A 25,803-nucleotide genomic window follows, 5' to 3' on the forward strand; every position below is an offset into this window, starting at 1 on the left:
GATTCCCGGGGGTTCTCATGCCGCGACCGGATTCCTTTGGCGCACCCATGGAGGATCAGACCGGAGAGCAGGGTCTGCCCGCAAACGCCGCGGCAACCACCCCCTCCCGCACCCGCGTCACACCGGAACTCGCCCACCGCTCCCGCGCGGCGGACGTCTTCCCGGTGGAGTGGGTCCGGTTCTCGGACGACCGGTTCCGCGTCACCGCACGCTGGCCCGCCGACCACAGTTTCTTCGGCCCGGTCGACGAACACCACCACGATCCGATGATCGTCGGGGAAACGGTGCGCCAGATATCGCTGGCCCTCGCCCACGCCGAGTTCGGCGCCCCCGCCGACACCCATTTCGTCATGCGTGACCTGGATGTCTTCACCGATCCCGCCGCGTTACCGCTCGCCGAGGCGGCAGAGCCGGTCACCGTCGACGTCGTGTGCTCCGAGGTGCGCCGCCGCGGCCGCGGCCTGAACAGCATGCGCACGACCATGGAGTTCCACCGCGCGGGCAGACTCGTCGCCAGCGGCACCGGCAGTACGGGCTGCACCTCACCGGCCGCCTACCGCCGCCTGCGGGCACGCCAGTTGGCCGCCCTGGGCGTGCGAATACCACCGCCGGCACCGGTTCCGCCCGAACAAGTGGGTCGCCACCGCGCGGAGGACGTCGTCCTCGCCCCCGCCGACCGACCCGACACCTGGCTTCTGCGCGTCGACACCGGTCACCCGGTGCTCTTCCCGCGCCCCAACGACCACGTCCCCGGCATGGTCCTGTTCGAGGCCGCCCGCCAGGCGGCGGCCGCGGCATCGGGCCGGCTGCCCTTCCTGCCGTCCGAGCTGTCCGTCTCCTTCAGCCGCTACGCCGAACTGGACAGCCCCTGCTGGATCGACACGGACGTCCTGGAGAAGGACGAGGACGAGGTGACGGTCCGGGTGACGGGACGGCAGGACGACCAACCCGTCTTCGCCGCCACCCTCACCTGCGCCCCCACCGCCCCGGTACGGCCGCTCCTGTGACCGTCGGCCTCCTGCTGACCGGCGCGACCGGCTTCGTCGGCAGCCGGGTCGCCGCAGCGGCCCATGGGCGCCCCGGTGTCCGTGTCCGCGCCCTGTCCCGCCGCACGCCGGGCGAACCCCGGGGCGCCCGGACGGTGCCCGGTGATCTCACCGACCCCCGCGCGCTCTACGGTGTGTGCGACGGCATCGACGTCCTCGTCCACTGCGCCTCCCGCGTAAGCGGCGACCCGGAGGCCGTCGCAGCCGTCAACGACCTCGGCACCAAGGCCCTGGTAGAGGAGGCCGCACGCAGCGGGGTGCGCCGGATCGTGTACGTCAGCACCGCCGCCGTCCACGGCCGGGGCCCTTTCAGCGGTGTCCGGCCCGGCGAGGCCCCGATCGCTCCGGTCTCCGCCACCAGCCGCTCCCGCGCGGCGGCGGAACGGCATGTGCTCGACGCGGGCGGACTGGTGCTGCGCCCGCATCTGGTCCATGGCGAGGGCGACCGCTGGGTGGTCCCCGGGCTGGTGGGGCTGTTGCGGGAGTTGTCCGCGCCCCTGGCCGGCTGCGCGGCACTCCACTCGATGATCGACGTCGAAACCCTCGGCCGGGCGGTCCTGGCCGCCGCCCTGTCCCCGAAGCACGGGCCCGGCGCCCACTACGTCGGCCACCCGGACCCCGTACCCGCTTCCGAACTGCTCACGGCCGTGTACGAGCAGGTGGAGCGGCCCGGCGACGGCGCGTCGGTGGACGTGGCCACTGCCCGCGCGCGAGCCACCGGCTCCCCGCGCGCGCTGCATCATCTGGACATGCTCACCGTGGACCACTGGTTCGCGGACGACGCCTTCTGGAAGGACCTGGACTGCTCACCGGGCGAGGGCTTCGCCACGGCCTTTGCGCGGTCGGCACCCTGGTACCGGGCCTATCTGGCCTCCTCCGGAACATAGAACCGTCCGGTCGGTTTTCATTACCGCGTCGCGGGCCGACTCACGCCCTTGGATACGCGAGCACGGCCAGCACCCGCCGGTGCGTCCCGTCCTCGGGTGGCAGGTCCAGCTTGGTGAAGATGCTGCCGATGTGCTTGCCGACGGCCGCCTCGCACACCACCAGCGCACGCGCGATCGCGCCGTTGGATTTGCCCTCGGCCATCAGCGCCAGCACTTCCCGCTCCCGCGGGGACAGCCGCTCCAGCGGATCACGCCGGCGGCGCAGCAACTGCCGTACGACCTCGGGATCCACCACCGTGCCGCCCGCCGCGACGTCGCGCAGCGCGGCCACGAACTCCTCGACCTGGCCAACCCGGTCCTTCAGCAGATAGCCCACGCCCGTGCCGTCGCCCGAGTCCAGCAGATCGGCGGCGTACCGGCGCTGGACGTACTGGCTGAGGACCAGCACGGGCAGGGCGGGCCGCCCCGCGCGCAGCCGCACGGCCGCGTGCAGGCCCTCGTCCCGGAAGCCCGGGGGCATCCGGACATCGGTCACCACGATGTCCGGGTCGTGCTCCCCGACCGCGGCGACCAGCGCCTCCGCGTCGCCGACCGCCGCCACGACCTCGTGCCCGCACCGCTGGAGCAGACCGATCAGGCCTTCCCGCAGCAGCACGCTGTCCTCGGCCAGCACGACGCGCAGCGCCCGGCCATCCGTCAGGGGGCGCAAGGGATCTCCACACGCAGCAGGGTCGGTCCGCCCACCGGGCTGGACAGGGTGAGTCTGCCATCGAGCACCGACACCCGGTCGGCCAGTCCCGTCAGCCCGCTGCCCGCGCCGGCCCGTGCCCCGCCCCGCCCGTCGTCGTGGATCTCCAGCAGCAGCCGTCCGTCGCGGTGCCCGCCGGCCACTCGCGCGCGGCTCGCCCCGCTGTGCCTGCCGATATTGGCGAGGGCCTCGCACACCACGAAGTACCCGGCGGCCTCCACGGAGGCGGGCAGCCGCGCGGGCAGGCGCAGGTCCACGTCCACGGGTACGGCGGACCGGTCGGCGGCGTCGGCGACGGCGGCCTCGAGTCCGTAGTCGGCGAGCACCTGGGGATGGATGCCGTGGATGAGCTCCCGCAACTCCTGCAGCGCCCGCCCCGACTCGTCGTGCGCCCGCGCGAGTTGATCGGCGAGCGGGCCGGGCGGCGCGTCGAGGCGGGCCAGACCGAGCGTCATCGTCAGGGCGACCAGGCGCTGTTGGGCGCCGTCGTGCAGATCCCGTTCGATGCGGCGCCGTTCCGCCTCGAACGCGTCCACCAGGCGCACCCGTGACTGCGTCAGTTCGATGACCCGGGCGTCGAGTTGGTCCTCGCGCGGGGCGATCAGCAGCCGGGTCAGCCCCGCGCGGGCACCCGCCGCGACACCCAGCAGATAGGTCCCCAGGGCGAGCAGGACGATCCCGAGCAGGGCGGCACCGAACGCCGCGGGCCAGCTGGTGACCGTCCACAGCTTGACGATCTTCGCCTCCCTGCCGTCACCCGTCGTCGCCATCAGCAGCGGGGTGAGGGTCACGGCCGCCGGGAGGAGCAGGCCGGCCGTGAGCACGAGGGCGTCGACCGGCCACAGCAGGCCCGCGAACAGCAGGGCGTGACCGAGCTCCCGCCAGGTGGCCCGCTCGCGTAGCCGGGTGGTCAGCCAGGCGCGCGGTCCCGGGGCCGCGGGCGGCAGATGCGGGTCGTGCGCCGGTTCTCCGTCGACCAGCCGCAGCCGCCGCCGTTCCAGCCATGCCACCGGCAGGCCCGCGAGGACGGTGCCGAGCAGCAGCGGCAGCCCCACCAGGGCGAGCGCCAGCACACCGCCGGCCACCACCGACACCACAAGGCCCACGAGCACGGCCGCGCCGGTCACCGCGCCGGTGAGCAGATACCCGGCCGAGCGCCACGGCCACGCCGACAGCGCGTAGCGGGGGCGGGACATGGCCTGCCAGGGGTTGCGAGGCTGCATGCGGATCACCGTAGGAGTCGGCGTCGTCCGCGGCCATGGGCCCTGACGGAGGTCCCGGGGTATGCCTGGCCCTACCCCCTTTCTCGCCCCTGCCGCACTGCGCCGCCGGGCCCCCGGACGGTTTCGTTTCCCCAGGCGGTCACCCCGGAACGGCCGGGACGGACAGGAGAGTGGGCACATCGACCAGAGGAACGGCGACGCGGTCGCCCTGCGTCGGGTGAGCCGGCGGTACGGATCGGGCGACAGTGCGGTGAGCGCGCTGGACGAGGTCTCACTCGCCTTCCCGCGCGGGAGCTTCACCGCCGTGATGGGCCCCTCCGGCTCCGGCAAGTCCACGCTGCTGCAGTGTGCCGCGGGGCTCGACCGGCCCACCTCGGGTTCGGTCTCCGTCGGCGGCACCGAACTGACCGGGCTGGGTGAGCGGCGGCTGACGCTGCTGCGGCGCGAGCGGATCGGGTTCGTCTTCCAGGCGTTCAACCTGCTGCCGGCGCTGACCGCCGAGCAGAACGTCGCCCTGCCGCTGCGGCTGGCCGGCCGGCGCGTACCGCGCGCCCGGGTCCGCGAGGCGCTGGAAGAGGTCGGCCTCGGTGACCGCGCCCGGCACCGGCCCGCCGAGCTGTCCGGCGGCCAGCAGCAGCGGGTCGCGCTGGCCCGTGCCCTGATCACCCGCCCCGAGGTGCTGTTCGCCGACGAGCCGACCGGCGCGCTCGACTCCCGGACCGGGCACGATGTGCTCACCCTGCTGCGCGGGATCGCCGACCGCGAGGGAGGGACGGTGGTCATGGTGACCCACGACCCGGCGGCCGCCGCCCGCGCGGACCGTGTGGTGTTCCTGGTCGACAGCCGCGTCCACGGCGAGCTGGCGGGGGCCGGCGCCGACGCCGTCGCCGCGCGGATGACCGGGCTGGAGACCCTGCCGTGCTAAGCCTCGCCCTGCGCACCCTGCACGCCCGGTGGATCACCTTCGCCGGCACTTTCACCGCCCTGTCGCTGGGCGTGGCCCTGCTGACCGTCATGGGGCTCGCCCTCGCCTCGTCCCTGGACGCTCCCGCCCGGAAGCCGGAACGGTTCTCCGCCGCCCCGGTCGTGGTCAAGGGGGCGCACACCCTGCGCGTACCGACGCCGAACGGCGACCGGACCGAGCAGCTGGTGCACCCCCGCGCGGTGCCCCGGGCGACCATGGCGAAGCTGCGCCGGCTCGGCACCGTCGTCGCCGACCGCTCCTACCCCGTCCGCGCGGAGGGCGGCCCGGGCGAGCTGACCGGCCATCCCTGGTCCACCGCCCGGTACGCCTCGTACGCGCTCGAGTCGGGCCGCGCGCCCCGCGCGGACGACGAGATCGTCGTCAGTGGTGACTGGGCGCGGCCCGGCGAGCGGCTGCGCACGGACCGCGGGAGCGTGCGGGTGGTGGGCACCGTGGCCGCTCGCGGCTTCGAACACGCCGTCTTCCACACTGACGCGCGCGCCGCCGAGCTGTCCCCGCCCGTGCACCAGCTGATCGTCGACGCCCGCCCGGCTGACGTACGGGAGGCGGTGCGCGGCGCCGAAGGCGTCCGGGTCCTCACAGGGGACGACCGTCGGTGGGCCGACGCGGATCCCCTGCGCGACAAGGAGGCGCTGACCGCGTTGAACGCCCTGTTCGGCACGGCCGGCGGCGTTTCCGCGTTCGTCTCGGTGTTCGTGGTGGCGTCCACCTTCGCCTTCGCCGTCGAACAGCGACGCCGGGAGTTCGGGTTGCTGCGCACGGCCGGGGCCACTCCGGGACAGCTACGGCGGATGGTGGTCCTCGAGGCCCTGCTGGTCGGGGTACTCGCCTCGGCCGCCGGCTGCGCGCTCGGCGCGCGAGCGGCGCCCCGGCTGGCCGCGTGGGTGGTCGACGTGGAGCTGGCGCCGGGCTGGTTCGCGATCGGCGACGCGTCCTGGCCGTACCACGCGGCGTTCTGGACGGGTCTCCTCGTCGCCCTGTGCGGCGTCGTGGCGGCCTCCTGGCGGGCGGGGCGCACGGGACCCCTCCAGGCGCTGCGCAAGGCGTCCGCCGGCCCCGGCGCCATGACCGGGGGGCGGTGGCTCTGCGGTACGGGTCTGCTGTTGACGGCCGTGGTGACGCTCGTCATCGCCCTGCTGAGCGATCCCGGCGATCTGCTGCACCGCAAGACCTACGTCAGCCTGCCCATGCTGCTGATCACCGCCGCGGCGCTGCTCGCGCCCCCGGTGGTGCACCCCGCCGTCCGGCTGCTGGCCTGGCTGCCCGCCCGGCTCCCGGGGGCGGGCGGCATGCTGGTGCGCGAGCACGCGTCCGCCGGGGTGCGGCGCACGGCCGCGGTCGCCGCGCCCGTCCTGGTCACGGTGGCGCTGGCGGGCTCGCTGCTCGGCGCCACCGAGACGCTGGACCGGGCCGGGGCCGCCGAGACGCGGAAGCGGACCACCGCGGCGTTCGTCGTCACGGCCGCCCACGGCGGGGCGATCGGCTCACGGACGCTGGACCGGCTCCGCGCGGTGCCCGGGGCGCGGGTGTCGGCGAGCGCGCCGAGCGCGGTGTACGTCCTCGAGGAGGGCACGGCGCTGATCAGGTCCGAGGCCCGTGCCGTCGACCCCGGGGCGCAGGCGGTCACCGCGCGGTTGCCGCTCACCGCGGGGAAGGCCACCGACCTCGACGACGGCTCGGTCATCGTCAACGAGGAGTGGGAGCGGCACACCGTTGGGCAGCGCGTACGGGTGTGGCTCGGGGACGGCACGGAGCGGACGCTGGGGATCGCCGCGGTGATGGCCACCGGCACCGGCGGCAACGGCGTCTACGTCACCCACGCCAACGCGCCCGGCGCGCGCGTGGACCGGATCGACGTCGCCCTCGCGGACGGTCCCCAGTGCCTTAAAGGCCTGTGTGGGCGCAGCGGCACCCCGCAAACGCCGGGCTGCTACCCCTGGACCCCGGCCCGCTCCCTCCAGAAGGAGACCCGAGCAGGGCTGCCGATCCCCCCGCCCGCCGTCCCGGCGGCCGCCCGCCGACCGGCCGGCACCGGCCACCGCCCCCGCGCGGCACCGTCCCCGCGCGACAGCCGTCCCGGTCCTCCACCAAGCGGAGCCAGACCCGCGAGTGCGCCCGGGAGCACAGACCCCCGCTGCGGTCGACGAGCAGGCCCTCCCGCACGCCACCGCAACCGGCCAGCGCGCCACCCCAGGCGAAAAGGATCATGAGATGTTCCTCACACGAGCCCCCGCCCCCCCCACCACCCCCAAGCATGCGAAACGGGCGGCATCCGATGGATGCCGCCCGTTCGACGGTGTGCGCGAGGGGGGAGTTGAACCCCCACGCCCTTGCGGGCACTGGAACCTGAATCCAGCGCGTCTGCCTATTCCGCCACCCGCGCATTGGGTGTGTCTTCAAGCCCTTGCCCCGCTGGGGGCCTTGCGCCTTCCGACACGCAGAACATTAGCACGCTGGCCGGGATGGATTCACATCCCTTTCCCCCGCCACCGTCCCGACCGGCCACGACGCCCCACGACCGGCCACGGAACACCCCCGCGCCCCGGGGCGCCCCAAGGCCCGCCGTGCAACGACCGCGGCCGCTTCTCGTATCAACCTCGTACCGGTCACCCCCGTCTCCCCAGGAGCCGTACGGAGTCCACAGCCGGGTGCGGGACACTGGTCTGCGGCCCCCTCTACGATCCATGGCGGAAAGACGCGCACGAGCACGGCCCGAGGAGTTCGAACGAAAGCACCCGAGGGAACCTCGTCAGGGCGTCGACACCGTCGACCGGGCGGACGGACAGGGGGAACCAGCCGATCCAGCGGCGCGTGGATACGATCAGTAAGCAGTACCAGGTAAGCGGTGCACAAAACTGTGCACGGGGCAGTACACAGGACAGCAGCGACGGAGGAGGTGCCCCATGGGAGTCCTGAAGAAGTTCGAGCAGCGTCTCGAAGGTCTGGTCAACGGCACCTTCGCCAAGGTGTTCAAGTCCGAGGTGCAGCCCGTGGAGATCGCGGGAGCACTCCAGCGGGAGTGCGACAACAACGCCACCATCTGGAACCGCGACCGCACCGTCGTGCCCAACGACTTCATCGTCGAACTGAGCACTCCTGACTTCGAGCGCCTCAGCCCGTACTCCGGCCAACTCGGCGACGAGCTCGCCGGCATGGTGCGCGACTACGCCAAGCAGCAGCGCTACACCTTCATGGGCCCCATCAAGGTGCACCTGGAGAAGGCGGACGACCTCGACACCGGCCTGTACCGGGTGCGCAGCCGTACGCTCGCCTCCTCCGCCAGCCAGGCGGCCCCCGGAGCGGGCCCCGGCGGCGCCCCGCCGGCCGGCCGTCCCGGTGGCTACGGCTACCCGCCGGCCGCCCCCGCGGGCGCCCCGCCCATGCCCGCCGCGCCGCCCCCCGGCGGCAGGCCCGGCGGTTACGGCTACCCGCAGCCCGCGGGCGGCCGGAGGCCCCCCGCCGCGGCACCGGTGCCCGGCGGACGCACCCGCTACTGGATCGAGATCAACGGCACCCGCCACCAGATCTCCCGCGCCACCCTGGTGATGGGCCGCAGCACCGACGCCGACGTACGGATCGACGACCCCGGCGTCTCCCGCCGGCACTGCGAGATCCGGACCGGAACGCCCTCGACGATCCAGGATCTCGGATCCACCAACGGCATCGTGGTGGACGGACAGCACACCACTCACGCTACGCTCCGCGACGGCTCGCGGATCGTCGTGGGCAGCACCACCGTTATCTATAGGCAAGCCGAAGGGTGAAGCGGGGGCAATGTCAGAGCTGACCCTCACGGTCATGCGGCTGGGGTTCCTGGCCGTACTGTGGCTGTTCGTGATCGTGGCCGTGCAGGTCATCCGGAGTGACCTGTTCGGAACCCGCGTCACCCAGCGCGGATCATCCCGGCGGGACTCCGGCCGGGCGCAGCAGGCGGCCCGCCAGGCACCGCCGCCGCAGCGCCAGCAGGCCGGCGGCGGCCGCCGCGGCCGCAACACCCCCACCAAGCTGGTTGTGACCGAGGGCACCCTCACCGGCACCACCGTCGCCCTCCAGGGCCAGACCATCACCCTGGGCCGGGCACACGACAGCACGATCGTGCTGGACGACGACTACGCCTCCAGCCGCCATGCCAGGATCTACCCGGACCGCGACGGTCAGTGGATCGTGGAGGACCTGGGCTCCACCAACGGCACCTACCTGGACCGGACCCGGCTGACGACCCCCACACCGATTTCGCTGGGCGCCCCGATCCGCATCGGCAAGACCGTCATCGAGCTGCGGAAGTAGTGCTACACCAATGAATGAGCGCGAGCGGAGCGAGCACGCAGTGGGGGTCCCCACCCAGGGTCCCGGCGCGCTCCCGACCGGAGGGTGGGCAGTGTGGCTCGACACGACCGGCTGTATCCGGAGCCGACGGGCGAGGTGCGCATGAGTCTGTCCCTGCGCTTCGCCGCCGGATCGCACAAGGGCATGATCCGGGAGGGCAACGAGGACTCCGGTTACGCCGGTCCCCGCCTGCTCGCGATCGCCGACGGCATGGGCGGCGCCGCGGCCGGGGAGGTCGCCTCCTCCGAGGCGATCTCCACCATCGTCGCGCTCGACGACGACGTCCCCGGTTCCGACCTGCTCACCTCGCTCGGCACCGCCGTCCAGCGGGCCAACGACCAGCTGCGCATGATGGTCGAGGAGGACCCCCAGCTCGAGGGCATGGGCACCACCCTGACCGCCCTGCTGTGGACCGGTCAGCGCCTCGGCATGGTGCATGTCGGCGACTCCCGCGCCTACCTCCTGCGCGACGGCGTCCTCACCCAGATCACCCAGGACCACACCTGGGTGCAGCGTCTGGTCGACGAGGGCCGGATCACCGAGGAGGAGGCCACCACCCACCCGCAGCGCTCCCTGCTGATGCGGGCACTCGGGAGTGGCGAGCACGTCGAACCAGATCTGTCGATCCGCGAGGTGCGGGCCGGCGACCGGTACCTGATCTGCTCCGACGGTCTGTCCGGCGTCGTCTCCCACCAGACCCTCGAGGAGGCCCTGGCCAGCTACCAGGGCCCCGAGGACACCGTCCAGAACCTGATCGAACTGGCGCTGCGCGGCGGCGGCCCCGACAACATCACCGTGATCGTCGCCGACGTCCTGGACCTCGACACCGGTGACACCCTCGCCGGGCAGCTGTCCGACACCCCGGTCGTGGTCGGCGCCGTCGCCGAGAACCAGAACCAGCCGCACGACAACGGCATCATGCAGACCCCGGCCGGCCGCGCCTCCGGGCTCGGCCGCCGTCGCTCCCAGGGCGGCGGCGAGTTCGGCCCGCCCGGCAGCGGCGACGTCACCGGCTTCATCCCCACCGACGGCTTCTCCTACGGCGACGACGACTTCGTCAAACCCGCCAGGCCCCGCAGGTGGCTCAAGCGGTCCGTGTACAGCCTGCTCGCGCTCGCCGTCCTCGGCGGCGGCCTGTACGGCGGCTGGCGCTGGACCCAGACGCAGTACTACGTCGGCACCAAGGGCGAACACGTCGCGCTGTACCGGGGCATCAACCAGGACCTCGCCTGGGTCTCGCTCTCGAAGGTCGAGAAGGACCACCCCGAGATCGAACTCAAGTACCTGCCGCCCTACCAGCAGAAGCTGGTCGAGTCGACCATCGTCGAAGGCGACCTGTACGGCGCGCGGGAGAAGATCGAGGAACTGTCGGTGCAGGCCTCGGCGTGCAAGAAGCAGGCCGAGCGGCGCGCCGCCGAAAGCGAGAAGAACGCGAAGACCGGTGAGGGCGAGGCCGGAGGGACCACTGGAACCACGCCCGTCTCCTTCACGTCCAAGGCATCGCCGACGCCGAACCCCTCGGGCTCGACGAAGGCCCCGGAGTCCACGCCCCCGTCCACGACCGCACCCACTCCCAGCCCCGGCCCCAGCCTCTCGGAGGAAGAGCAGAAGGTCGTCTCGCTGTGCGGTAAGCAGTAGGCAAGCCGTGAGAGGCCCTGTCACACGATGAGCAGTACTACGAACCCGTCGACGCAGCACACGTCCACGATCGGCGCGATCGGCGCACCCAGCCGCCGCAACACCGAACTGGCACTCCTGGTGTTCGCCGTCGTCATCCCGGTCTTCGCCTACGCCAACGTGGGCCTGGCCCTCGACGACCAGGTGCCCGCCGGGCTGCTGAGCTACGGAATCGGTCTCGGTCTGATGGCGGGCGTCGGCCATCTCGCCGTACGGAAGTTCGCCCCGTATGCGGATCCCCTGCTGCTGCCCATCGCGACGCTGCTGAACGGCATCGGACTGGTCGCCATCTGGCGCCTGGACCAGTCGGAGCGCCTCCAGGCGAGCCGGACGTTCGTCGAGGCGGCACCGCGCCAGCTGATGTACTCGGCGCTCGGCGTCGCCCTGTTCGTGGCCGTGCTGTTCTTCCTCAAGGACCACCGCGTCCTGCAGCGCTACACCTACATCTCCATGGCCGGCGCGCTGGTGCTGCTGCTCCTGCCGCTGGTCCCGGGCCTCGGCCACAACGTCTTCGGCGCCAGGATCTGGATCAAGATCCCCGGTCTCGGCACCCTGCAGCCCGGCGAGTTCGCCAAGATTGTCCTGGCGGTCTTTTTCGCGGGCTACCTGATGGTCAAGCGCGACGCCCTGGCCCTGGCCAGCCGCCGCTTCATGGGGCTCTACCTGCCCCGCGGCCGTGACCTCGGTCCGATCATCGTCGTCTGGATCATCTCCATCCTGATCCTGGTCTTCGAGACCGACCTCGGTACCTCGCTGCTGTTCTTCGGCATGTTCGTGATCATGCTGTACGTCGCCACCGAGCGGACCAGCTGGATCGTGTTCGGCCTGCTGATGTCCGCGGTCGGCGCCGTCGGCGTGGCGAGCTTCGAGCCGCACATCCAGACACGTGTGCAGGCCTGGCTCGACCCGATGCGCGAGTTCGAGCTCAGCCGCGCCGGGGTCCAGGACGGCATCGTCCACTCCGAGCAGGCCATGCAGGCCCTGTGGGCCTTCGGCTCCGGCGGCACCCTCGGCACCGGCTGGGGCCAGGGCAACTCCGACCTCATCGGCTTCGCCGCCAACTCCGACTTCATCCTCGCCACCTTCGGCGAGGAGATCGGCCTGGCCGGGGTGATGGCGCTGTTCCTGCTCTACGCGCTCATCGTGGAGCGCGGCGTGCGCACCGCCCTCGCCGCCCGTGACCCGTTCGGCAAGCTGCTCGCCATCGGCCTGTCCGGCGCCTTCGCGCTCCAGGTCTTCGTCGTCGCCGGCGGCGTCATGGGCCTCATCCCGCTGACCGGTATGACGATGCCCTTCCTGGCGTACGGAGGCTCCTCCGTGATCGCCAACTGGGCACTGATCGGCATCCTGCTCAGGATCAGCGACACCGCCCGCCGCCCGGCGCCCGCTCCTGCCGCCAACCCCGACGCCGAGATGACCCAGGTGGTCCGCCCGTGAACAAGCCCCTGCGCCGGGTCGCGATCTTCTGCGGCCTGCTCATGCTCGCTCTGCTCGTCCGCAACAACTGGATTCAGTACGCCCAGGCCGACAAGCTGCGGACCGACGAGAACAACCGCCGTGTCGCCATCGAGCGGTACTCCTCACCGCGCGGCGACATCATCGTCGACGGCGAGCCCATCACCGGGCACAAGGCCACCAAGGGCGACTTCGCGTACAAGCGCACCTACAAGGACGGCGCCATGTGGGCGCCCGTCACCGGCTACGTCTCCCAGGCCTTCGGCGCCAACCAGCTGGAGTCCATCGAGGACGGCATCCTCACCGGCAACGACGACCGCCTGTTCTTCCGCAACACGCTCGACATGCTGACGGGCAAGAACAAGGAGGGCGGCAACGTCGTCACCACCCTCAACGGCGCCGCCCAGAAGGCCGCCTACGAGGGCCTGAAGAAGCAGGGCGGCAAGGGCTCCGTCGTGGCTCTGGAACCGTCCACCGGCAAGATCCTCGCGCTGGCCTCCTTCCCGTCGTACGACCCGTCCACGATCGCCGGCAACAGCCTCGACACGGACACCAAGAACTGGCAGAAGCTGCAGAAGAAGAACAACCCGGACGACCCGATGCTCAACCGGGCGCTGCGCGAGGTCTACCCGCCCGGCTCGACCTTCAAGGTCGTCACCGCGGCCGCCGCACTGGAGCACGAGCTGGTCCAGGACGCGGACCAGAAGACCGACACCCCGCTGCCGTGGATCATGACCGGCACTAGGACCGAGCTGAAGAACGACGGCGACCTGCCCTGCAAGGACGCCACCCTGCGCGAGGCGCTGCGGGTGTCCTGCAACACCGTCTTCGGCAAGGCCGGCGCCGACCTCGGCAACGACAAGATGCTGGAGACGGCCAAGAAGTTCGGCTTCACCGAGGAGCACTTCACCCCGGTCCGCTCCAGCGCCTCCGTGTTCTCCGACAACATGGAGCCCTCGCAGGTCGCGCTCTCCTCCATCGGCCAGTTCAACACCGCCGCCACCCCCCTGCAGATGGCCATGGTCTCCGCCGCCGTCGCCAACAACGGCACACTGATGAAGCCCTACATGGTCGACGAACTGCAGTCCCCCGGCCTCGACACCATCGAGAAGACGGACCCGGAGGAGTTCAGCCGGCCGATGTCGGCGAAGAACGCCCAGATCCTCCAGTCGATGATGGAGACCGTCGTCAACGACGGTACCGGCCGCAACGCGCAGATCCCCGGCGTCACGGTCGGCGGCAAGACGGGCACCGCCCAGCACGGTGAGAACAACAGCAAGAACCCCTACGCGTGGTTCATCTCCTACGCCAAGAGCGACGACAACAGCTCACCCGTGGCGGTCGCGGTCGTCATCGAGGACGAGGACGCCGTGCGGGGCGACATCTCCGGTGGCGGCCTCGCGGCACCGATCGCCAAGAGCGTGATGGAGGCGGTCATCAAGAGCAAGCAGTGACCCCGATCACGTCTGCTTCACATCGGTGCACGTTGCGGTACCGGTCCTGTATCGGCTGACGCACTTGGCCAGGTCACACAAAGCGAGCCGGGTACGGTAGGCCCGGACGGCAGCCTCCGGCGGCACACCTGTGCCGCGCGGGACCGACGGAGAGGGCTGGTAGGTAGCTATGGAAGAGCCGCGTCGCCTCGGCGGCCGGTACGAACTGGGCCAGGTGCTCGGTCGCGGTGGAATGGCGGAGGTCTACCTCGCCCACGACACCCGGCTCGGCCGCACCGTGGCAGTGAAGACGCTGCGCGCCGATCTCGCGCGCGACCCGTCCTTCCAGGCCCGGTTCCGCCGGGAGGCCCAGTCGGCCGCCTCGCTCAACCATCCCGCGATCGTCGCGGTCTACGACACGGGCGAGGACTACATCGACGGGGTCTCCATCCCGTACATCGTCATGGAGTACGTCGACGGCTCCACGCTCCGTGAGCTTCTGCACAGCGGCCGCAAGCTGCTTCCGGAGCGCACGCTGGAGATGACCATCGGCATCCTCCAAGCGCTGGAGTACTCCCACCGGGCCGGGATCGTCCACCGTGACATCAAGCCCGCGAACGTGATGCTGACGCGCAACGGCCAGGTCAAGGTCATGGACTTCGGCATCGCCCGTGCGATGGGCGACTCCGGCATGACGATGACGCAGACCGCCGCCGTCATCGGCACCGCGCAGTACCTGTCGCCGGAGCAGGCCAAGGGCGAGCAGGTCGACGCGCGTTCCGACCTGTACTCCACCGGCTGTCTGCTGTACGAGCTGCTGACCGTCCGCCCGCCCTTCGTGGGCGACTCCCCGGTCGCGGTCGCCTACCAGCACGTCCGGGAGGAACCGCAGCCGCCGAGCGTCTTCGATCCCGAGATCACGCCCGAGATGGACGCGATCGTGCTGAAGGCGCTGGTCAAGGACCCCGACTACCGGTACCAGTCGGCCGACGAGATGCGCGCCGACATCGAGGCCTGCCTCGACGGCCAGCCCGTCGCGGCCACCGCCGCACTGGGCGCGGTCGGCTACGGCGGCTACCCGGACGACCAGCCGACGACGGCCCTGCGCCCGGACGCCGGCGCCGCCACGTCGATGCTGCCGCCCATGAACCCGGACGATGGCGGCTTCGGCTACGACGACCGCCAGAGCCGCCGGCGCCCGCCGAAGAACAACAACACCTCGACGATATTGCTGGTCGTGGCGGGTGTCCTGGTCCTCATCGGCGCGATCCTGATCGGCCGCTGGGCCATCAGCGGCAGCGGAGGCGTGGGCAACGACACCGTCGCGACCCCGAACTTCGTCGGCGAGACCAAAGCCAACGCCGAAAAACTCGCCGTCAACGGCGACCTGAAGCTCAGCTTCGAGGACAAGCCCTGCGAGAACCAGAGCAAGGGCAAGATCTGCTCGCAGAACCCGACGGCCGGCACGAAGGTCGACAAGGACTCCACGGTCAACCTGGTCGTCTCCACCGGGGCGCCGAAGGTCGCGGTGCCGAGCGTCGTCGGCGACAAGCTCGACGACGCCAGGGCCGAGCTCGAGGGCGACAAGTACGAGTTCGTCGTCGAGGTCGAGGAGAAGGTGGACGCCCAGGAGCCGGGCACCGTCCTCGAACAGGACCCGGGTCTCGGCGAGGAGGTGGAGAAGGGCACCACCATCACCCTCACCGTCGCCAAGGAAGAGGCCAAGTCGACGGTCCCGGACGTCCTCGGCAAGACCTGTGACGAGGCCAAGGCGCAGATGACGGCGAACAACCTCACCGGCAACTGCACCGAGGAGGAGACCGACGACCCGAACCAGATCGGCAAGGTCATCCGCACCACGCCGGGAGCGAACACCCAGGTCGACAAGAACTCCCAGGTCCAGATCGTCGTCGGCAAGGCCAAGCAGAACGAGCAGGTCGCCGTGCCGAACGTGAACGGGCAGACTCTCAAGGACGCCCAGAGGATGCTCCAGGAGGCCGGGCTCGCGGTCGGCAACGTCGCGGGCTCGCAGGACCCCAACTCCCGCGTCTTCGGCTCCAACCCGCCCCAGGGCACCCCGGTGCAGAAGGGGTCGGCGGTCACCCTGTTCACCGCGGACCAGGGCGGCGGTAACAACGGAGGCAACAACGGCGGTATCTTCGGCGGCCTCACCGGCGGCGACAAGAACTGACCGCAGCCCCCGCACGACAGGAGCCCCGGCCCTCCACGGAGAGGGCCGGGGCTCCTTGCCTGCGCGGGTCGCCCCGCGTGACGTCAGCGCAGTTCCGCAGGCGGGGTGCGGTCCTGGTCGACCTTCTCCGTGCGGACCAGTTCGCCCCAGACGATGTAGCGGTACTTGCTCGTGTACACCGGCGTGCAGGTGGTCAGCGTGATGTAGTGGCCGGCCTTCTTCTTGCCGGACCCCTTCGGGATCTTTCCGAGCACCTCGACGTTGTACTTCGAGGTCTCGGGAAGGATCGCGTAGGTCTTGTAGACGTACCACGTGTCCTTCGTCTCGAAGACGATCGGGTCGCCCTTCTCGATCTTGTGGATGCCGTGGAACTTGGCGCCGTGACCGTCCCGGTGGGCCGCCAGCGCGAAGTTGCCCTTCTTGCCGGAGGTCGGCAGCGTCGCCTTCACGGGGTCGGTGTAGTAGCCGGCGACACCGTCGTTGAGGACCTTCATCGAGGTGCCCTTCTCGACGAGGATCTCGTCACCGGTCATCGCGGGCACATGCAGGAATCCGACGCCGTTCCCGCTGTCGTAGGCGGCGGGCCCGCCGCTGCTCCCGCCGCGGTCCGGCTCCTGCGCCCACGCGTCGCGGATTTTGTCCGCCTGCTTGTCCGCCGCACGGTCCGCGACGACGTTCGTCCACCACAGCGAGTAGACGACGAACAGCCCCAGCACCAGACCCGCGGTGATGAGGAGTTCCCCGAAGAAACTGATCACCATCGCCACCGGCCCCATGCGGCGGCGGCGACGCGTCGGCGAGGACGCGGGCGGGTCGGAGTGCTGTGCGGTGTCGTCGGCGGTCGCTGCCACGTTTCCTCTGCCCTTAACTGACGAGCGCATCCGGCTTGCCCTTGCTGCGCGGCCGTTCCTCGACCATCTTGCCCCAGACGATCAAGCGGTATTTGCTGGTGAACTCCGGGGTGCACGTGGTCAGCGTGATGTAGCGGCCCGGCCCGGTGAAGCCCGACCCCTTCGGTACGGGATCCAGGACACTCACATTGCTCGGCGGGGTGACCGGCAGTATCGACGCCATCTTGTAGACGAAGTAGTCGTCCTGTGTCTCCACGACGATCGGGTCGCCCGGCTCCAGCCGGTTGATGTACCGGAACGGCTCCCCGTGCGTGTTGCGGTGGCCCGCGAGCCCGAAGTTGCCGGTCTTCGCGTCCGGCATCGCCGTCTTCAGCGCGCCCTCCGCGTAGTGGCCCACCATGCCCCGGTCCAGCACCTTCTTGCTGCTGATGCCCTCCGCGATCGGCACCACCACGTCGAGCCGCGGTATGTGCAGCAGAGCGAAGCCCTGTCCCGGCTCGAAGGCCCCCGGCCGGCGCTTGCCGTTCGCCCAGTCGTTCTGGAGGTCGCTGACCTCCCTGCCGGCCTGCGCCTGTGCCCGCACGTTCGTCCACCACAGCTGGTAGGTGACGAACAGCAGCATCAGCACACCGCAGGTGATGAACACCTCACCGATGGCCCGGCTGGCGACAGCCGCCGGACTCGCCTTGCGCGCCCGCGCCCGTCGGCGCGCCTCCACACGGGACAGGGGCGCCCGGGAGGCCTCCTCAGAGGGCCCTGACGCCCCTTCCCGGCCTCCGGCGGCTCCGTGGGTCTCCGCGGCCTTGTGGGAGCCTCCACGGCGTCCCTGGCGCTTCCTGGCCGCCTTCCTGCGGGCCGCCCGACCGCCCGACACCGGCGCGGACGCGGCACGCGCCGTCCGCTGCGGCGGCTCCGGGATGCGCAGCGCCACGGTCTCCTCGTCGACCGGCGGCAGCTGGGCGGTGGCGTCGGGGACGCCGCCGTACGCGTCGGGCCGCGCGCTGTCGTACCAGCCGTCCCCGTACGCACCGGGCGTTCCGTATGCACCGGGCGCTCCGTACGCACTTGGCGCTCCGTACGCACCCGGCGCCCCGTACGGCTGCCCGCCGTACGAGGTGCCCTGGTCGCCGGCACCGTAGGCGCCGGACTCGCGCTCGGGGCGCAGCGCCGTCACGCCGTGGACCTGCCCACCACCGGGGCGAGCCCCGCCGATCTCGCCACCGCGCCCTGGTCCCCGCACTCCACCAGCCAGTTGGCCAGCATACGGTGGCCGTGCTCGGTCAGCACGGACTCGGGGTGGAACTGCACGCCCTCGACGAGCAGTTCACGATGCCTCAGACCCATCACCATGCCGTCCGGCGTCCGGGCCGTGACCTCCAGCTCCGCCGGTACCGTGGCCGGTTCGGCGGCCAGCGAGTGGTAGCGGGTCGCCGTGAACGGGGAGGGCAGGCCGGCGAAGACGCCCTTGCCCTCGTGCGTCACCGGCGAGGTCTTGCCGTGCAGCAGTTCGGGGGCCCGGCCCACCACGCCGCCGTACGCCACCTGCATCGACTGCATACCGAGACAGACGCCGAACACCGGAACCCCGGTCGACGCGCAGTGCCGCACCATGTCCACGCAGACACCGGCCTCCTCGGGAGTGCCGGGGCCCGGGGACAGCAGCACCCCGTCGAAACCGTCCTGGGCGTGCTCCGTCGACACCTCGTCGTTGCGCAGGACCTCGCACTCGGCGCCCAGTTGGTACAGGTACTGGACCAGGTTGAAGACGAAGCTGTCGTAGTTGTCGACGACGAGAATGCGCGCGCTCACTGGTTGTCCACCGTCACATCATTGAAGGGCAGCAGCGGCTCGGCCCACGGAAAGACGTATTGGAAGAGGACGTAGACCACGGCGACGATCAGCACCAGTGAGAGGAGTGCCCGCACCCATCCGTTGCCCGGCAGATGCCGCCAGATCCAGCTGTACATGCCGTCCCTTCCGTCGTACCACGGCACCAGACCCCACGCCGTACGCCAACAGACTAACGGCGCGACCCCTCCGGTTTCCCGGCCTCCGCGGGGTGTGCGAAGTCCGTACGAGTCCCGCCGCGCACCCCTATGTACGTGACGCGGGGCGGAACGCCTCGATGTCCGGCCATGTTCCACGTGAAACATCGGCGGGGACTCCTCCGCGGATGTTCCACGTGAAACACCGGCGGGGGACGCGTCCGCCGCAGCCAGGCCGCTACTCCACGGGCTTCGCGTAGTGCAGATCCACGGTGCCCGAGTAGCCGGGCAGGGTCACCGTCCCCTCGTCCTCGACCTTCCAGCCGAGCCCGTAGACGTTGACGTACACCATGTAGTTCTGGATCGCCGGGGAGACGGAGAGCGCTTTCCTCAGCTTCTCCGGGTCCCCGACCGCCGTGATCTTGTACGGCGGTGAGTAGACGCGCCCCTGGAGGATCAGGGTGTTGCCCACGCAGCGCACCGCGCTGGTGGAGATCAGCCGCTGGTCCATGACCTTGATGCCCTCGGCGCCGCCCTGCCACATCGCGTTCACCACGGCCTGGAGGTCCTGCTGGTGGATGACCAGATAGTCGGGCTGCGGCTCGGGGTAGCCGGGCAGCTTGGCGGTGGCGTCCGGCGGGGCGTCGTTGAGGGTGACCGTGATCGCCTCGCCCGTGAGCTTCTGGGTGCCGGCGCGTTTCTCCAGGTCGGCGAGCTTCTCGTCCTCGGCCTCGGTGCTGCCGTCGTCCCGCTCGGCGAGCGACTCGACGTCCTCGCGCAACGCGCCGTTGGACTCTTCGAGCTCCCCGTTCTTGCGGCTGCGCTCGTGGATCAGGTCGGACAGCTTCAGCAGCGAGGCGTCCGTGCGGATATTGGTGCCCTTGGCCGTGTCGAAGCTGGTGAAGAAGATGAGACCCGCCAGGGCGAAGACACCCGCGGTGAGGATCCGCACGGGCCGGACACGGCGTCGGCGGGCAGGACTGGATTCCGGTCCGGGGAAGTCGGCAGAATTGCTCAACGTACCCTTATCTCCTTCGGCGCCGCGGAAGCACTACGCTAACGGACGCCCGGGGGAGCCATCGGAGTCCCCTTGTACGCTGCTCCGAGCCCGACCCAGTTCCCTGCGCGGCCACGCAGCGCATCGACAGGAGAGACCCTCGTGCCGAAGTCACGTATCCGCAAGAAGGCCGACTACACGCCGCCGCCCGCGAAGCAGGCGACCGCCCTCAAGCTGACCAACCGCGCCTGGGTCGCGCCCGTGATGCTGGCGCTGTTCCTCATCGGCCTGGCCTGGATCGTCGTCTTCTACGTCACCGACGGCACCCTGCCCATCGATGCCCTGGGCAACTGGAACATCGTGGTGGGCTTCGGGTTCATCGCCGCCGGATTCGGCGTCTCCACGCAGTGGAAGTAGCGCGTTCCCCACGGTGAGCGCTGCTCTGCCCAGAGCTGTCCCACAGCTCTGGGCAGGACTATCCCCTGAGTTATCCACAGGCCTTGTCCACATGTGGATAGGCAACCCGATCTGTGGATAACCCTCCGAAGGTTGACGCCGGTGTGACAGAAACACCGGCACCCGAAAGCATGTTCGCCCACCGTCTGACCTGCGGAAATATGGGTCGGTGGGCGGGAACTCCGGCCTCCCCGCACCGTGTGCACAAGATCCGCCACGATCTGTGGACAACCTTGGCGCTCAGGTGAGCTGCGCCGTCCTCAGCACGGTCATCAGCACGACCACGGCCAGCACCAGCGCACAGGTGCCGTACTGCACCAGTGCCCGCCGTTTCCGCGGGGCGTGGACCATGGCGTATCCGATCACGACACCTGCGACAAGTCCCCCGATATGCGCCTGCCAGGCGATGTTGCTCCAGCCGAAGGTGAAGATCAGGTTGATCACCAGCAGGGCGATGATCGGCCGCATGTCGTACTGGAGCCGGCGCATCAGCACGGCAGTCGCGCCGAAGAGTCCGAAGATGGCACCGGACGCGCCGAGCGACGCCGTGGTCCCCGCGGCCAGCAGATAGGTCAGCGCGCTTCCCGCCAGACCCGAGATCAGGTAGAGCGCGAGATAGCGGGCCCGGCCGAGGGCCTGCTCCAGCGGTCCGCCGAGCCACCACAGACCCAGCATGTTGAACCCGACGTGCCAGAACTCCTGGTGGGCGAACATCGAGGTGAACAGGCGATACCACTCGCCCGCCGCCACGCCCTCCGTCGGCAGGAACGGCGTCGGCCGCCACTCACCGATCAGATACAGATCACGCACCAGCGACGGCCGGATCTGCACGGCGATGAACACCGCGAGATTGATCCCGAGGAGGATCTTGGTCAGCAGCCGGGGATCGGCGGCAACGGTTCCGCCGGCGAGCGTGCGGGGCATGGAGGCCGAGGGCGAGTGCCCCGCACCGGAACCGCCCCGGACGCACTCCGGGCACTGGAAACCGACCGAGGCGTCGACCATGCACTCCGGGCAGATCGGCCGCTCGCACCGGGTGCAGCGGATACCGGTCTCGCGGTCCGGATGGCGATAGCAGACAGGGACACGCTGGGCGCCCTGCGGGCTGCCGGCAGCCTGGTCGTCCATGGGATCCCCTCGGTCGTATGGAAAAAGGCCCGCCCCGCCCATCCTTACGGATGAGCGGGGCGATTGGTTCCCTTCGAGCGCTTTCGCACTCGGGGGACGAGGTGCTCAGCCCTCGCGGACCTCGACAGACTCGATGACCACGTCCTTCACCGGGCGGTCGGTACGCGGGTTGGTCTGCGTCGACGCGATCGTGTCGATGACCTTCTGGCTCGCCGTGTCGGTGACCTCACCGAAAATGGTGTGCTTGCGGTTCAGCCACGCCGTCGGGGCGACGGTGATGAAGAACTGCGAGCCGTTGGTGCCCGGGCCCGCGTTGGCCATCGCCAGCAGGTAGGGCTTGTCGAAGCGCAGGTCCGGGTGGAACTCGTCCTCGAACTGGTAGCCGGGTCCACCGGTGCCGTTGCCCAGCGGGTCTCCGCCCTGGATCATGAAGCCACTGATCACCCGGTGGAAGACCGTGCCGTCGTAGAGCTTGTCGGTGGTCTTCTCACCGGTCTGGGGGTGGGTCCACTCCCGCTCGCCCCTGGCGAGCTCGACGAAGTTCTTGACCGTGATCGGCGCCTGGTTCGGGAAGAGCCGGACCTCGATGTCGCCGTGATTGGTCTTCAGGGTGGCGTAGAGCTGCTCAGCCACGATGTGCCTTCCGTTGTCTTTCCGTGACTCCCCGATCCTCGCACGGACGGGACGCCCAGTCGCCCGACCTGCGTGCACAGGAGGTCAACAGGGCCGAACGGCTTGCGCAAAACGGGGCCAGTAGCCCCGTGGCGGGGGCGCATGGCGGCGATCCGTGGCATTGTCGACGACAAGCTCCCGTTGCCCCGGATTGATCTGCTATCGCACTCGATATCACCGTCGATCAGGCACACCGGCACCCGTATGCGCGTCCGCGCATGCCCCACGGCGACCCGGCAGGCATGATCCGTAAAAGGGTGGAAAGTCGAAATACCGTACGCCACCGAGGAGGAGGAACCCGTGACCCGCATCGACAGCGTGCGCGCCGCGACCGGTTCGGCGAAGGACAGCGTGCTGCACGCCGCGGAAGTGGTGGCGCCCTACGCCGACACGGCCAAGGTCAGGGCCGCGCACTACGCACAGGAGGCCCGCGTACGGCTGGCGCCCAAGGTGACACAGGCCGCCGGGCACGCCCGCACCCAGTACGGCGCCCATGTGCAGCCGTATCTGGAACAGGCCCGGACGCATGTGCCGCCGAAGGTCGACAAGGCCGCCCAGCAGGCCGCCGTCCGCACCCGCATGGCCGCTCGGCAAGCGGCGGACTACTCCCGGCCGGTGATCGAGCAGGCGGTCGCCGCCGCCGGTCCCGCGCGGGAGGAGGCCGTGGCCCGCAGCGCCGCCGCGCTGGCCGCTCTGCGCGGCGGCGTGTCGGCCGAGCAGATCCAGAAGATCGTCCGCAGGCAGCAGCGTCGGGCGAAGGCCGGCCGTATCGCGCGGATGGTCCTGATCATGGGCGCCGTGGCAGGCGGTGCCTTCGCCGCCTGGAAGTGGTGGGACAAGCAGGCCAACCCGGACTGGCTGGTGGAGCCGCCGACCGCGACGGATGTGTCGGGCTCGAGCAAGCTGACGTCGGTGGACGGCAGCGACGTGAGCGCGCTCGACCCCGAGGTCGAAGCCAAGGAGGCCGCGGAAGAGGCCAGGCGCGACGAGCCCTAAGGGGCGCAAGACACCAACGGCGCGGTGGGGCAGACGACTTGACAGTCTTCTGCCCCACCGCGCCGTTTCACGTGAAACAGGACCCCTCCCACCACGTCTCCGCAGGTGGGAGGGGTCCAGATGTGGAGCCTAGGGGAGTCGAACCCCTGACATCTGCCATGCAAAGACAGCGCTCTACCAACTGAGCTAAGGCCCCGGAAGCGAAGCGTCCACCTGGAAGAACACATCCCGGTGGGCGCCCGACACCAGAGTACCGGGTCCCCCGGGGGATTCCACAAAAGGATTGGGGGTCCCCGTGGCCGACCACTCTCCGTAAGATGCTCGGCGGGGTTCGCTACAGCGAACCGCGGTTCATGGGGAAGCGATGGGGAGACGCAATGGACGCCGCACAGCAGGAAGCCACCGCCAGAGCGCGGGAACTGCAGCGGAATTGGTATGGGGAGCCGCTGGGGGCGCTCTTCCGTAGGCTCATAGACGACCTGGGCCTCAATCAGGCTCGTCTCGCGGGCGTACTGGGACTGTCCGCGCCGATGCTCTCGCAGCTGATGAGCGGGCAGCGGGCGAAAATCGGCAACCCTGCGGTGGTTCAGCGGGTGCAGCTGCTGCAGGATCTGGCGGGGCAGGTCGCGGACGGCAGCGTCAGCGCGGCTGAGGCGACCGAGCGCATGGAGGAGATCAAGAAGTCCCAGGGGGGTTCGGTGCTCAGCAACACCACGCAGACGACGAGCAGTTCGGGAGCTCCCACGGTCAAGCGGGTGGTCCGCGAGATCCAGTCCCTGTTGCGTTCGGTGGCGGCCGCCGGCGACATCATCGATGCCGCCGACTCGCTCGCTCCCACCCATCCCGAACTGGCCGAGTTCCTGCGTGTCTACGGCGCCGGCCGCACCTCCGACGCGGTCACGCACTACCAGGCGCACCAGAACTGACCTTCCGCCCGGCGACCGAAGGGGGTCGGCTGCCGGGTGTCCGCGGGAAGCCACGTGCCGGCGACACGGAGCAAGCCGGGCACAGGAGAGAGATCAGAGGCGCAGGGGGAGTCGTATAGCTCGTCGAGGGGGAGGGACTGGGGGACATCGCAGGCGGAGGAGCGACGTACAGCCATGGGTGAGGTCTTCGCCGGCCGGTACGAACTGGTCGATCCAATCGGACGCGGGGGCGTCGGTGCCGTATGGCGTGCCTGGGACCACCGTCGCGGTCGCTATGTGGCCGCCAAGGTCCTGCTGCAGAGCGACGCCCACTCCCTCCTCCGCTTCGTCCGTGAACAGGCTCTGCGGATCGATCACCCCCATGTCCTCGCCCCCACCAGCTGGGCCGCCGACGACGACAAGGTCCTCTTCACCATGGACCTGGTCGCCGGCGGTTCTTTGGTCCACCTGATCGGCGACTACGGCCCCCTGCCGCCGCGCTACGTCTGCACCCTGCTCGACCAGCTGCTGGCGGGGCTGGCCGCGGTGCACGCGGAAGACGTCGTGCACCGCGACATCAAGCCAGCCAACGTGCTCCTGGAGGCCACCGGTACGGGCAGGCCGCGGCTGCGGCTGTCCGACTTCGGCATCGCGATGCGGTTGGGCGAGCCCCGGCTGACGGAGACCAACCTGGTGGTGGGTACGCCGGGTTATCTCGCACCGGAGCTGATGATGGGCTCCGAACCCGACTTCCCCGCCGACCTGTTCGCCGTAGGACTGGTGGCCCTGTATCTGCTCGAGGGCGCCAAGCCGGACACCAAGGCCCTCATCCAGTACTTCGTCGACCACGGGACACCCGGCCCTCCCCAGGGCATTCCAGAGCCGCTGTGGCAGGTCGTCGCCACGCTGCTCGAGCCGGATCCGTCGGCGCGGTTCCGCACGGCCACGGGGGCGCGCAAGGCGCTCGCCGCTGCCGCGGAGCTGCTGCCGGATCCCGGCCCCGACGACGAACTGATCGAGATCTTCGACCAACTGGGCCCCCTGCCCCCGGGCTTCGCCGCCGACGGCCCGCTGAAGAGGGCTTCGGGGGTACGACCGGACGGCCGGGGCGGTCCGGTCGCCGAAAGGCTCGCGTCCGGGGAGGAACACCGGCCACCGACCGGCGGTGCCGTCCCGTGGCCGGGCACGGAAGCGGGTCCGGCCGGGGGAGACGATGCCGGGCCCGGCCGGGGCACGGGCGCCACGGAGGGTTCCGGAGGTGTGACCGGCGCCGGTGCCACAACCGGTCCAGGCCCTGTCGGTACGCACCGTGACACGGGCGGGGGGAGAGATGCCGCCGCCGGCGATCCCCGTCGGAGCGCCGCCTCCCCCGCGACGCCGTCCGGAGCCTCCCCGCAGCCGCCCAGCATGTCGGACACCGGCAGCTTCCATCTCCCGCCGCCCCACTCCACGGTCATCTCCTCCCCCGTACCCGCACCGCCTCCTCCGGCGCACGCGCCCGGGACTCCTCAGCCCCCGGAAGAGGCAGCGAACGGCAGCCCGTACCAGCCGGCACACCCCGCTCCCCACGTCTCGCCCCACGACCCCACTCATGCGCTGCGCTCCCCCCTGCCACGGCCGACCGCGCCTCCCGACGCCTCTACTGCTGAATACACCGCCCAAGGCCCGCAGGTTCCGCCTCCGGGCGGGGCGGTTTCCCGGCACGGCACGGTTGCCCGGTCCCACCGCCGTCGCAGCCGTCGGCCCGGCCCTCCCGCACAGGTGGCCGTCCCGGTCCTGCTCCTGGCCCTGGTCTGCTACGCCGTGGGGTTCTGGGCCCTGACCCGCATCTGATCCACCGCC

23 protein-coding genes and 2 tRNA genes are annotated in these 25,803 nt (G+C 70.7%); 14 read left to right on the forward strand and 11 right to left on the reverse strand.

The features are described 5' to 3' along the window. Positions 1 to 47: 47 nt before the first annotated feature. Positions 48 to 1,007: a ScbA/BarX family gamma-butyrolactone biosynthesis protein gene (locus tag AB0L56_RS06110; RefSeq protein WP_365419544.1), complete on the forward strand. Its 960-nt coding sequence runs from the start codon at positions 48 to 50 to the stop codon at positions 1,005 to 1,007. Continuing rightward, positions 1,004 to 1,933, forward strand: coding sequence for an NAD-dependent epimerase/dehydratase family protein (locus tag AB0L56_RS06115; protein WP_361026652.1), 930 nt, complete (start codon positions 1,004 to 1,006; stop codon positions 1,931 to 1,933). The genes AB0L56_RS06110 and AB0L56_RS06115 overlap by 4 nt, the downstream gene beginning before the upstream one ends. Positions 1,934 to 1,973: 40 nt before the next feature. On the opposite strand, the gene AB0L56_RS06120 is transcribed toward AB0L56_RS06115, so the two are convergent. Together AB0L56_RS06120 and AB0L56_RS06125 are read right to left on the reverse strand one after the other, a co-directional pair. After that, the gene (locus tag AB0L56_RS06120) at positions 1,974 to 2,606 is read right to left on the reverse strand and encodes a response regulator transcription factor (protein WP_365419951.1); all 633 of its coding nucleotides are present in this window, start codon (positions 2,604 to 2,606) and stop codon (positions 1,974 to 1,976) included. Positions 2,607 to 2,629: 23 nt separating this feature from the next. After that, a complete protein-coding gene (locus AB0L56_RS06125; RefSeq protein ID WP_365419954.1) occupies positions 2,630 to 3,877 on the reverse strand; it encodes a sensor domain-containing protein in 1,248 nt (415 codons plus the stop codon). Positions 3,878 to 4,082: 205 nt separating this feature from the next. Here AB0L56_RS06125 and AB0L56_RS06130 point away from each other — a divergent pair, with 205 nt between their 5' ends. Next, positions 4,083 to 4,829 (forward strand): ABC transporter ATP-binding protein, encoded by a 747-nt coding sequence (locus tag AB0L56_RS06130; protein WP_365419957.1) that lies wholly within the window; start codon positions 4,083 to 4,085, stop codon positions 4,827 to 4,829. Next, positions 4,823 to 7,099: an FtsX-like permease family protein gene (locus AB0L56_RS06135; protein WP_365419548.1), complete on the forward strand. Its 2,277-nt coding sequence runs from the start codon at positions 4,823 to 4,825 to the stop codon at positions 7,097 to 7,099. Before AB0L56_RS06130 ends, AB0L56_RS06135 begins: the two co-directional genes overlap by 7 nt. 89 nt (positions 7,100 to 7,188) lie before the next feature. Here the strand turns inward: AB0L56_RS06135 and AB0L56_RS06140 are convergent. Continuing rightward, positions 7,189 to 7,272: transfer RNA gene (locus AB0L56_RS06140), tRNA-Leu, on the reverse strand. A 520-nt stretch (positions 7,273 to 7,792) separates the two neighbouring features. Here AB0L56_RS06140 and AB0L56_RS06145 point away from each other — a divergent pair. From AB0L56_RS06145 to pknB, 6 genes are all read left to right on the forward strand, one after another. Next, on the forward strand, positions 7,793 to 8,653 hold the full coding sequence (locus tag AB0L56_RS06145; protein WP_361026655.1) for a DUF3662 and FHA domain-containing protein: 861 nt from the start codon (positions 7,793 to 7,795) through the stop codon (positions 8,651 to 8,653). Between the two features lie 10 nt (positions 8,654 to 8,663). Then, entirely contained in the window at positions 8,664 to 9,176 is a 513-nt protein-coding gene (locus AB0L56_RS06150) for an FHA domain-containing protein (RefSeq protein ID WP_365419552.1), read from the forward strand. A gap of 141 nt (positions 9,177 to 9,317) precedes the next feature. Continuing rightward, positions 9,318 to 10,853: a Stp1/IreP family PP2C-type Ser/Thr phosphatase gene (locus AB0L56_RS06155; RefSeq protein ID WP_361027145.1), complete on the forward strand. Its 1,536-nt coding sequence runs from the start codon at positions 9,318 to 9,320 to the stop codon at positions 10,851 to 10,853. A 27-nt stretch (positions 10,854 to 10,880) separates the two neighbouring features. Continuing rightward, entirely contained in the window at positions 10,881 to 12,329 is a 1,449-nt protein-coding gene (locus tag AB0L56_RS06160; RefSeq protein WP_361026661.1) for an FtsW/RodA/SpoVE family cell cycle protein, read from the forward strand. After that, a complete protein-coding gene (locus AB0L56_RS06165; protein ID WP_365419556.1) occupies positions 12,326 to 13,801 on the forward strand; it encodes a penicillin-binding protein 2 in 1,476 nt (491 codons plus the stop codon). The genes AB0L56_RS06160 and AB0L56_RS06165 overlap by 4 nt, the downstream gene beginning before the upstream one ends. A gap of 169 nt (positions 13,802 to 13,970) precedes the next feature. Next, positions 13,971 to 15,971, forward strand: a complete 2,001-nt coding sequence (pknB, locus tag AB0L56_RS06170; protein ID WP_365419560.1) for a Stk1 family PASTA domain-containing Ser/Thr kinase — start codon at positions 13,971 to 13,973, stop codon at positions 15,969 to 15,971. A gap of 83 nt (positions 15,972 to 16,054) precedes the next feature. On the opposite strand, the gene AB0L56_RS06175 is transcribed toward pknB, so the two are convergent. The 5 genes from AB0L56_RS06175 to AB0L56_RS06195 form a co-directional block, all read right to left on the reverse strand. Further along, complete coding sequence (locus tag AB0L56_RS06175; RefSeq protein ID WP_365419563.1) at positions 16,055 to 16,822, reverse strand: class E sortase; 768 nt, start codon at positions 16,820 to 16,822, stop codon at positions 16,055 to 16,057. 13 nt (positions 16,823 to 16,835) lie between these two features. After that, positions 16,836 to 17,996: a class E sortase gene (locus tag AB0L56_RS06180; protein ID WP_365419566.1), complete on the reverse strand. Its 1,161-nt coding sequence runs from the start codon at positions 17,994 to 17,996 to the stop codon at positions 16,836 to 16,838. Next, positions 17,993 to 18,631, reverse strand: a complete 639-nt coding sequence (locus AB0L56_RS06185) for an aminodeoxychorismate/anthranilate synthase component II (protein ID WP_361026676.1) — start codon at positions 18,629 to 18,631, stop codon at positions 17,993 to 17,995. The genes AB0L56_RS06180 and AB0L56_RS06185 overlap by 4 nt, the downstream gene beginning before the upstream one ends. Beyond that, positions 18,628 to 18,789, reverse strand: a complete 162-nt coding sequence (locus AB0L56_RS06190; protein WP_361026679.1) for a hypothetical protein — start codon at positions 18,787 to 18,789, stop codon at positions 18,628 to 18,630. The genes AB0L56_RS06185 and AB0L56_RS06190 overlap by 4 nt, the downstream gene beginning before the upstream one ends. A 256-nt stretch (positions 18,790 to 19,045) precedes the next feature. Then, entirely contained in the window at positions 19,046 to 19,825 is a 780-nt protein-coding gene (locus tag AB0L56_RS06195; RefSeq protein WP_365419570.1) for a DUF881 domain-containing protein, read from the reverse strand. 141 nt (positions 19,826 to 19,966) lie between these two features. Here AB0L56_RS06195 and crgA point away from each other — a divergent pair, with 141 nt between their 5' ends. After that, positions 19,967 to 20,221, forward strand: a complete 255-nt coding sequence (gene crgA, locus AB0L56_RS06200; RefSeq protein ID WP_190164619.1) for a cell division protein CrgA — start codon at positions 19,967 to 19,969, stop codon at positions 20,219 to 20,221. Positions 20,222 to 20,500: 279 nt separating this feature from the next. Here the strand turns inward: crgA and AB0L56_RS06205 are convergent, their stop codons facing one another. Together AB0L56_RS06205 and AB0L56_RS06210 are read right to left on the reverse strand one after the other, a co-directional pair. Next, positions 20,501 to 21,388 carry a rhomboid family intramembrane serine protease gene (locus AB0L56_RS06205; RefSeq protein ID WP_361026685.1) on the reverse strand — a complete coding sequence of 296 codons (888 nt, stop codon included), beginning with the start codon at positions 21,386 to 21,388 and terminating at the stop codon, positions 20,501 to 20,503. Between the two features lie 105 nt (positions 21,389 to 21,493). Beyond that, positions 21,494 to 22,021: a peptidylprolyl isomerase gene (locus AB0L56_RS06210; RefSeq protein WP_361026688.1), complete on the reverse strand. Its 528-nt coding sequence runs from the start codon at positions 22,019 to 22,021 to the stop codon at positions 21,494 to 21,496. 339 nt (positions 22,022 to 22,360) lie between these two features. Here AB0L56_RS06210 and AB0L56_RS06215 point away from each other — a divergent pair, with 339 nt between their 5' ends. Next, on the forward strand, positions 22,361 to 23,056 hold the full coding sequence (locus tag AB0L56_RS06215; protein ID WP_365419575.1) for a DUF5324 family protein: 696 nt from the start codon (positions 22,361 to 22,363) through the stop codon (positions 23,054 to 23,056). Positions 23,057 to 23,179: 123 nt separating this feature from the next. Here the strand turns inward: AB0L56_RS06215 and AB0L56_RS06220 are convergent. Continuing rightward, positions 23,180 to 23,252, reverse strand: a tRNA-Ala gene (locus AB0L56_RS06220). Positions 23,253 to 23,433: 181 nt separating this feature from the next. On the opposite strand from AB0L56_RS06220, the gene AB0L56_RS06225 reads away from it, so the two are divergent. Together AB0L56_RS06225 and AB0L56_RS06230 are read left to right on the forward strand one after the other, a co-directional pair. Then, positions 23,434 to 23,982 carry a DNA-binding protein gene (locus AB0L56_RS06225; RefSeq protein ID WP_361026694.1) on the forward strand — a complete coding sequence of 183 codons (549 nt, stop codon included), beginning with the start codon at positions 23,434 to 23,436 and terminating at the stop codon, positions 23,980 to 23,982. A gap of 174 nt (positions 23,983 to 24,156) precedes the next feature. Further along, positions 24,157 to 25,794 (forward strand): protein kinase, encoded by a 1,638-nt coding sequence (locus tag AB0L56_RS06230; protein WP_361026697.1) that lies wholly within the window; start codon positions 24,157 to 24,159, stop codon positions 25,792 to 25,794. The last annotated feature ends 9 nt before the right edge of the window (positions 25,795 to 25,803 follow it).

The sequence above is a fragment of the Streptomyces sp. NPDC052079 genome (assembly GCF_040680275.1).
Taxonomy (GTDB): domain Bacteria; phylum Actinomycetota; class Actinomycetes; order Streptomycetales; family Streptomycetaceae; genus Streptomyces.

Bases quoted from the DNA above. Each gene is read 5' to 3' on its own strand.
- AB0L56_RS06110 (WP_365419544.1), top strand. From the start codon at position 48: ATGGAGGATCAGACCGGAGAGCAGGGTCTGCCCGCAAACGCCGCGGCA.
- AB0L56_RS06125 (WP_365419954.1), bottom strand. From the start codon at position 3,877: ATGTCCCGCCCCCGCTACGCGCTGTCGGCGTGGCCGTGGCGCTCGGCC.
- AB0L56_RS06145 (WP_361026655.1), top strand. From the start codon at position 7,793: ATGGGAGTCCTGAAGAAGTTCGAGCAGCGTCTCGAAGGTCTGGTCAAC.
- AB0L56_RS06150 (WP_365419552.1), top strand. From the start codon at position 8,664: ATGTCAGAGCTGACCCTCACGGTCATGCGGCTGGGGTTCCTGGCCGTA.
- AB0L56_RS06155 (WP_361027145.1), top strand. From the start codon at position 9,318: ATGAGTCTGTCCCTGCGCTTCGCCGCCGGATCGCACAAGGGCATGATC.
- AB0L56_RS06160 (WP_361026661.1), top strand. From the start codon at position 10,881: ATGAGCAGTACTACGAACCCGTCGACGCAGCACACGTCCACGATCGGC.
- pknB (WP_365419560.1), top strand. From the start codon at position 13,971: ATGGAAGAGCCGCGTCGCCTCGGCGGCCGGTACGAACTGGGCCAGGTG.
- AB0L56_RS06190 (WP_361026679.1), bottom strand. From the start codon at position 18,789: ATGTACAGCTGGATCTGGCGGCATCTGCCGGGCAACGGATGGGTGCGG.
- AB0L56_RS06205 (WP_361026685.1), bottom strand. From the start codon at position 21,388: ATGGACGACCAGGCTGCCGGCAGCCCGCAGGGCGCCCAGCGTGTCCCT.
- AB0L56_RS06225 (WP_361026694.1), top strand. From the start codon at position 23,434: ATGGACGCCGCACAGCAGGAAGCCACCGCCAGAGCGCGGGAACTGCAG.
- AB0L56_RS06230 (WP_361026697.1), top strand. From the start codon at position 24,157: ATGGGTGAGGTCTTCGCCGGCCGGTACGAACTGGTCGATCCAATCGGA.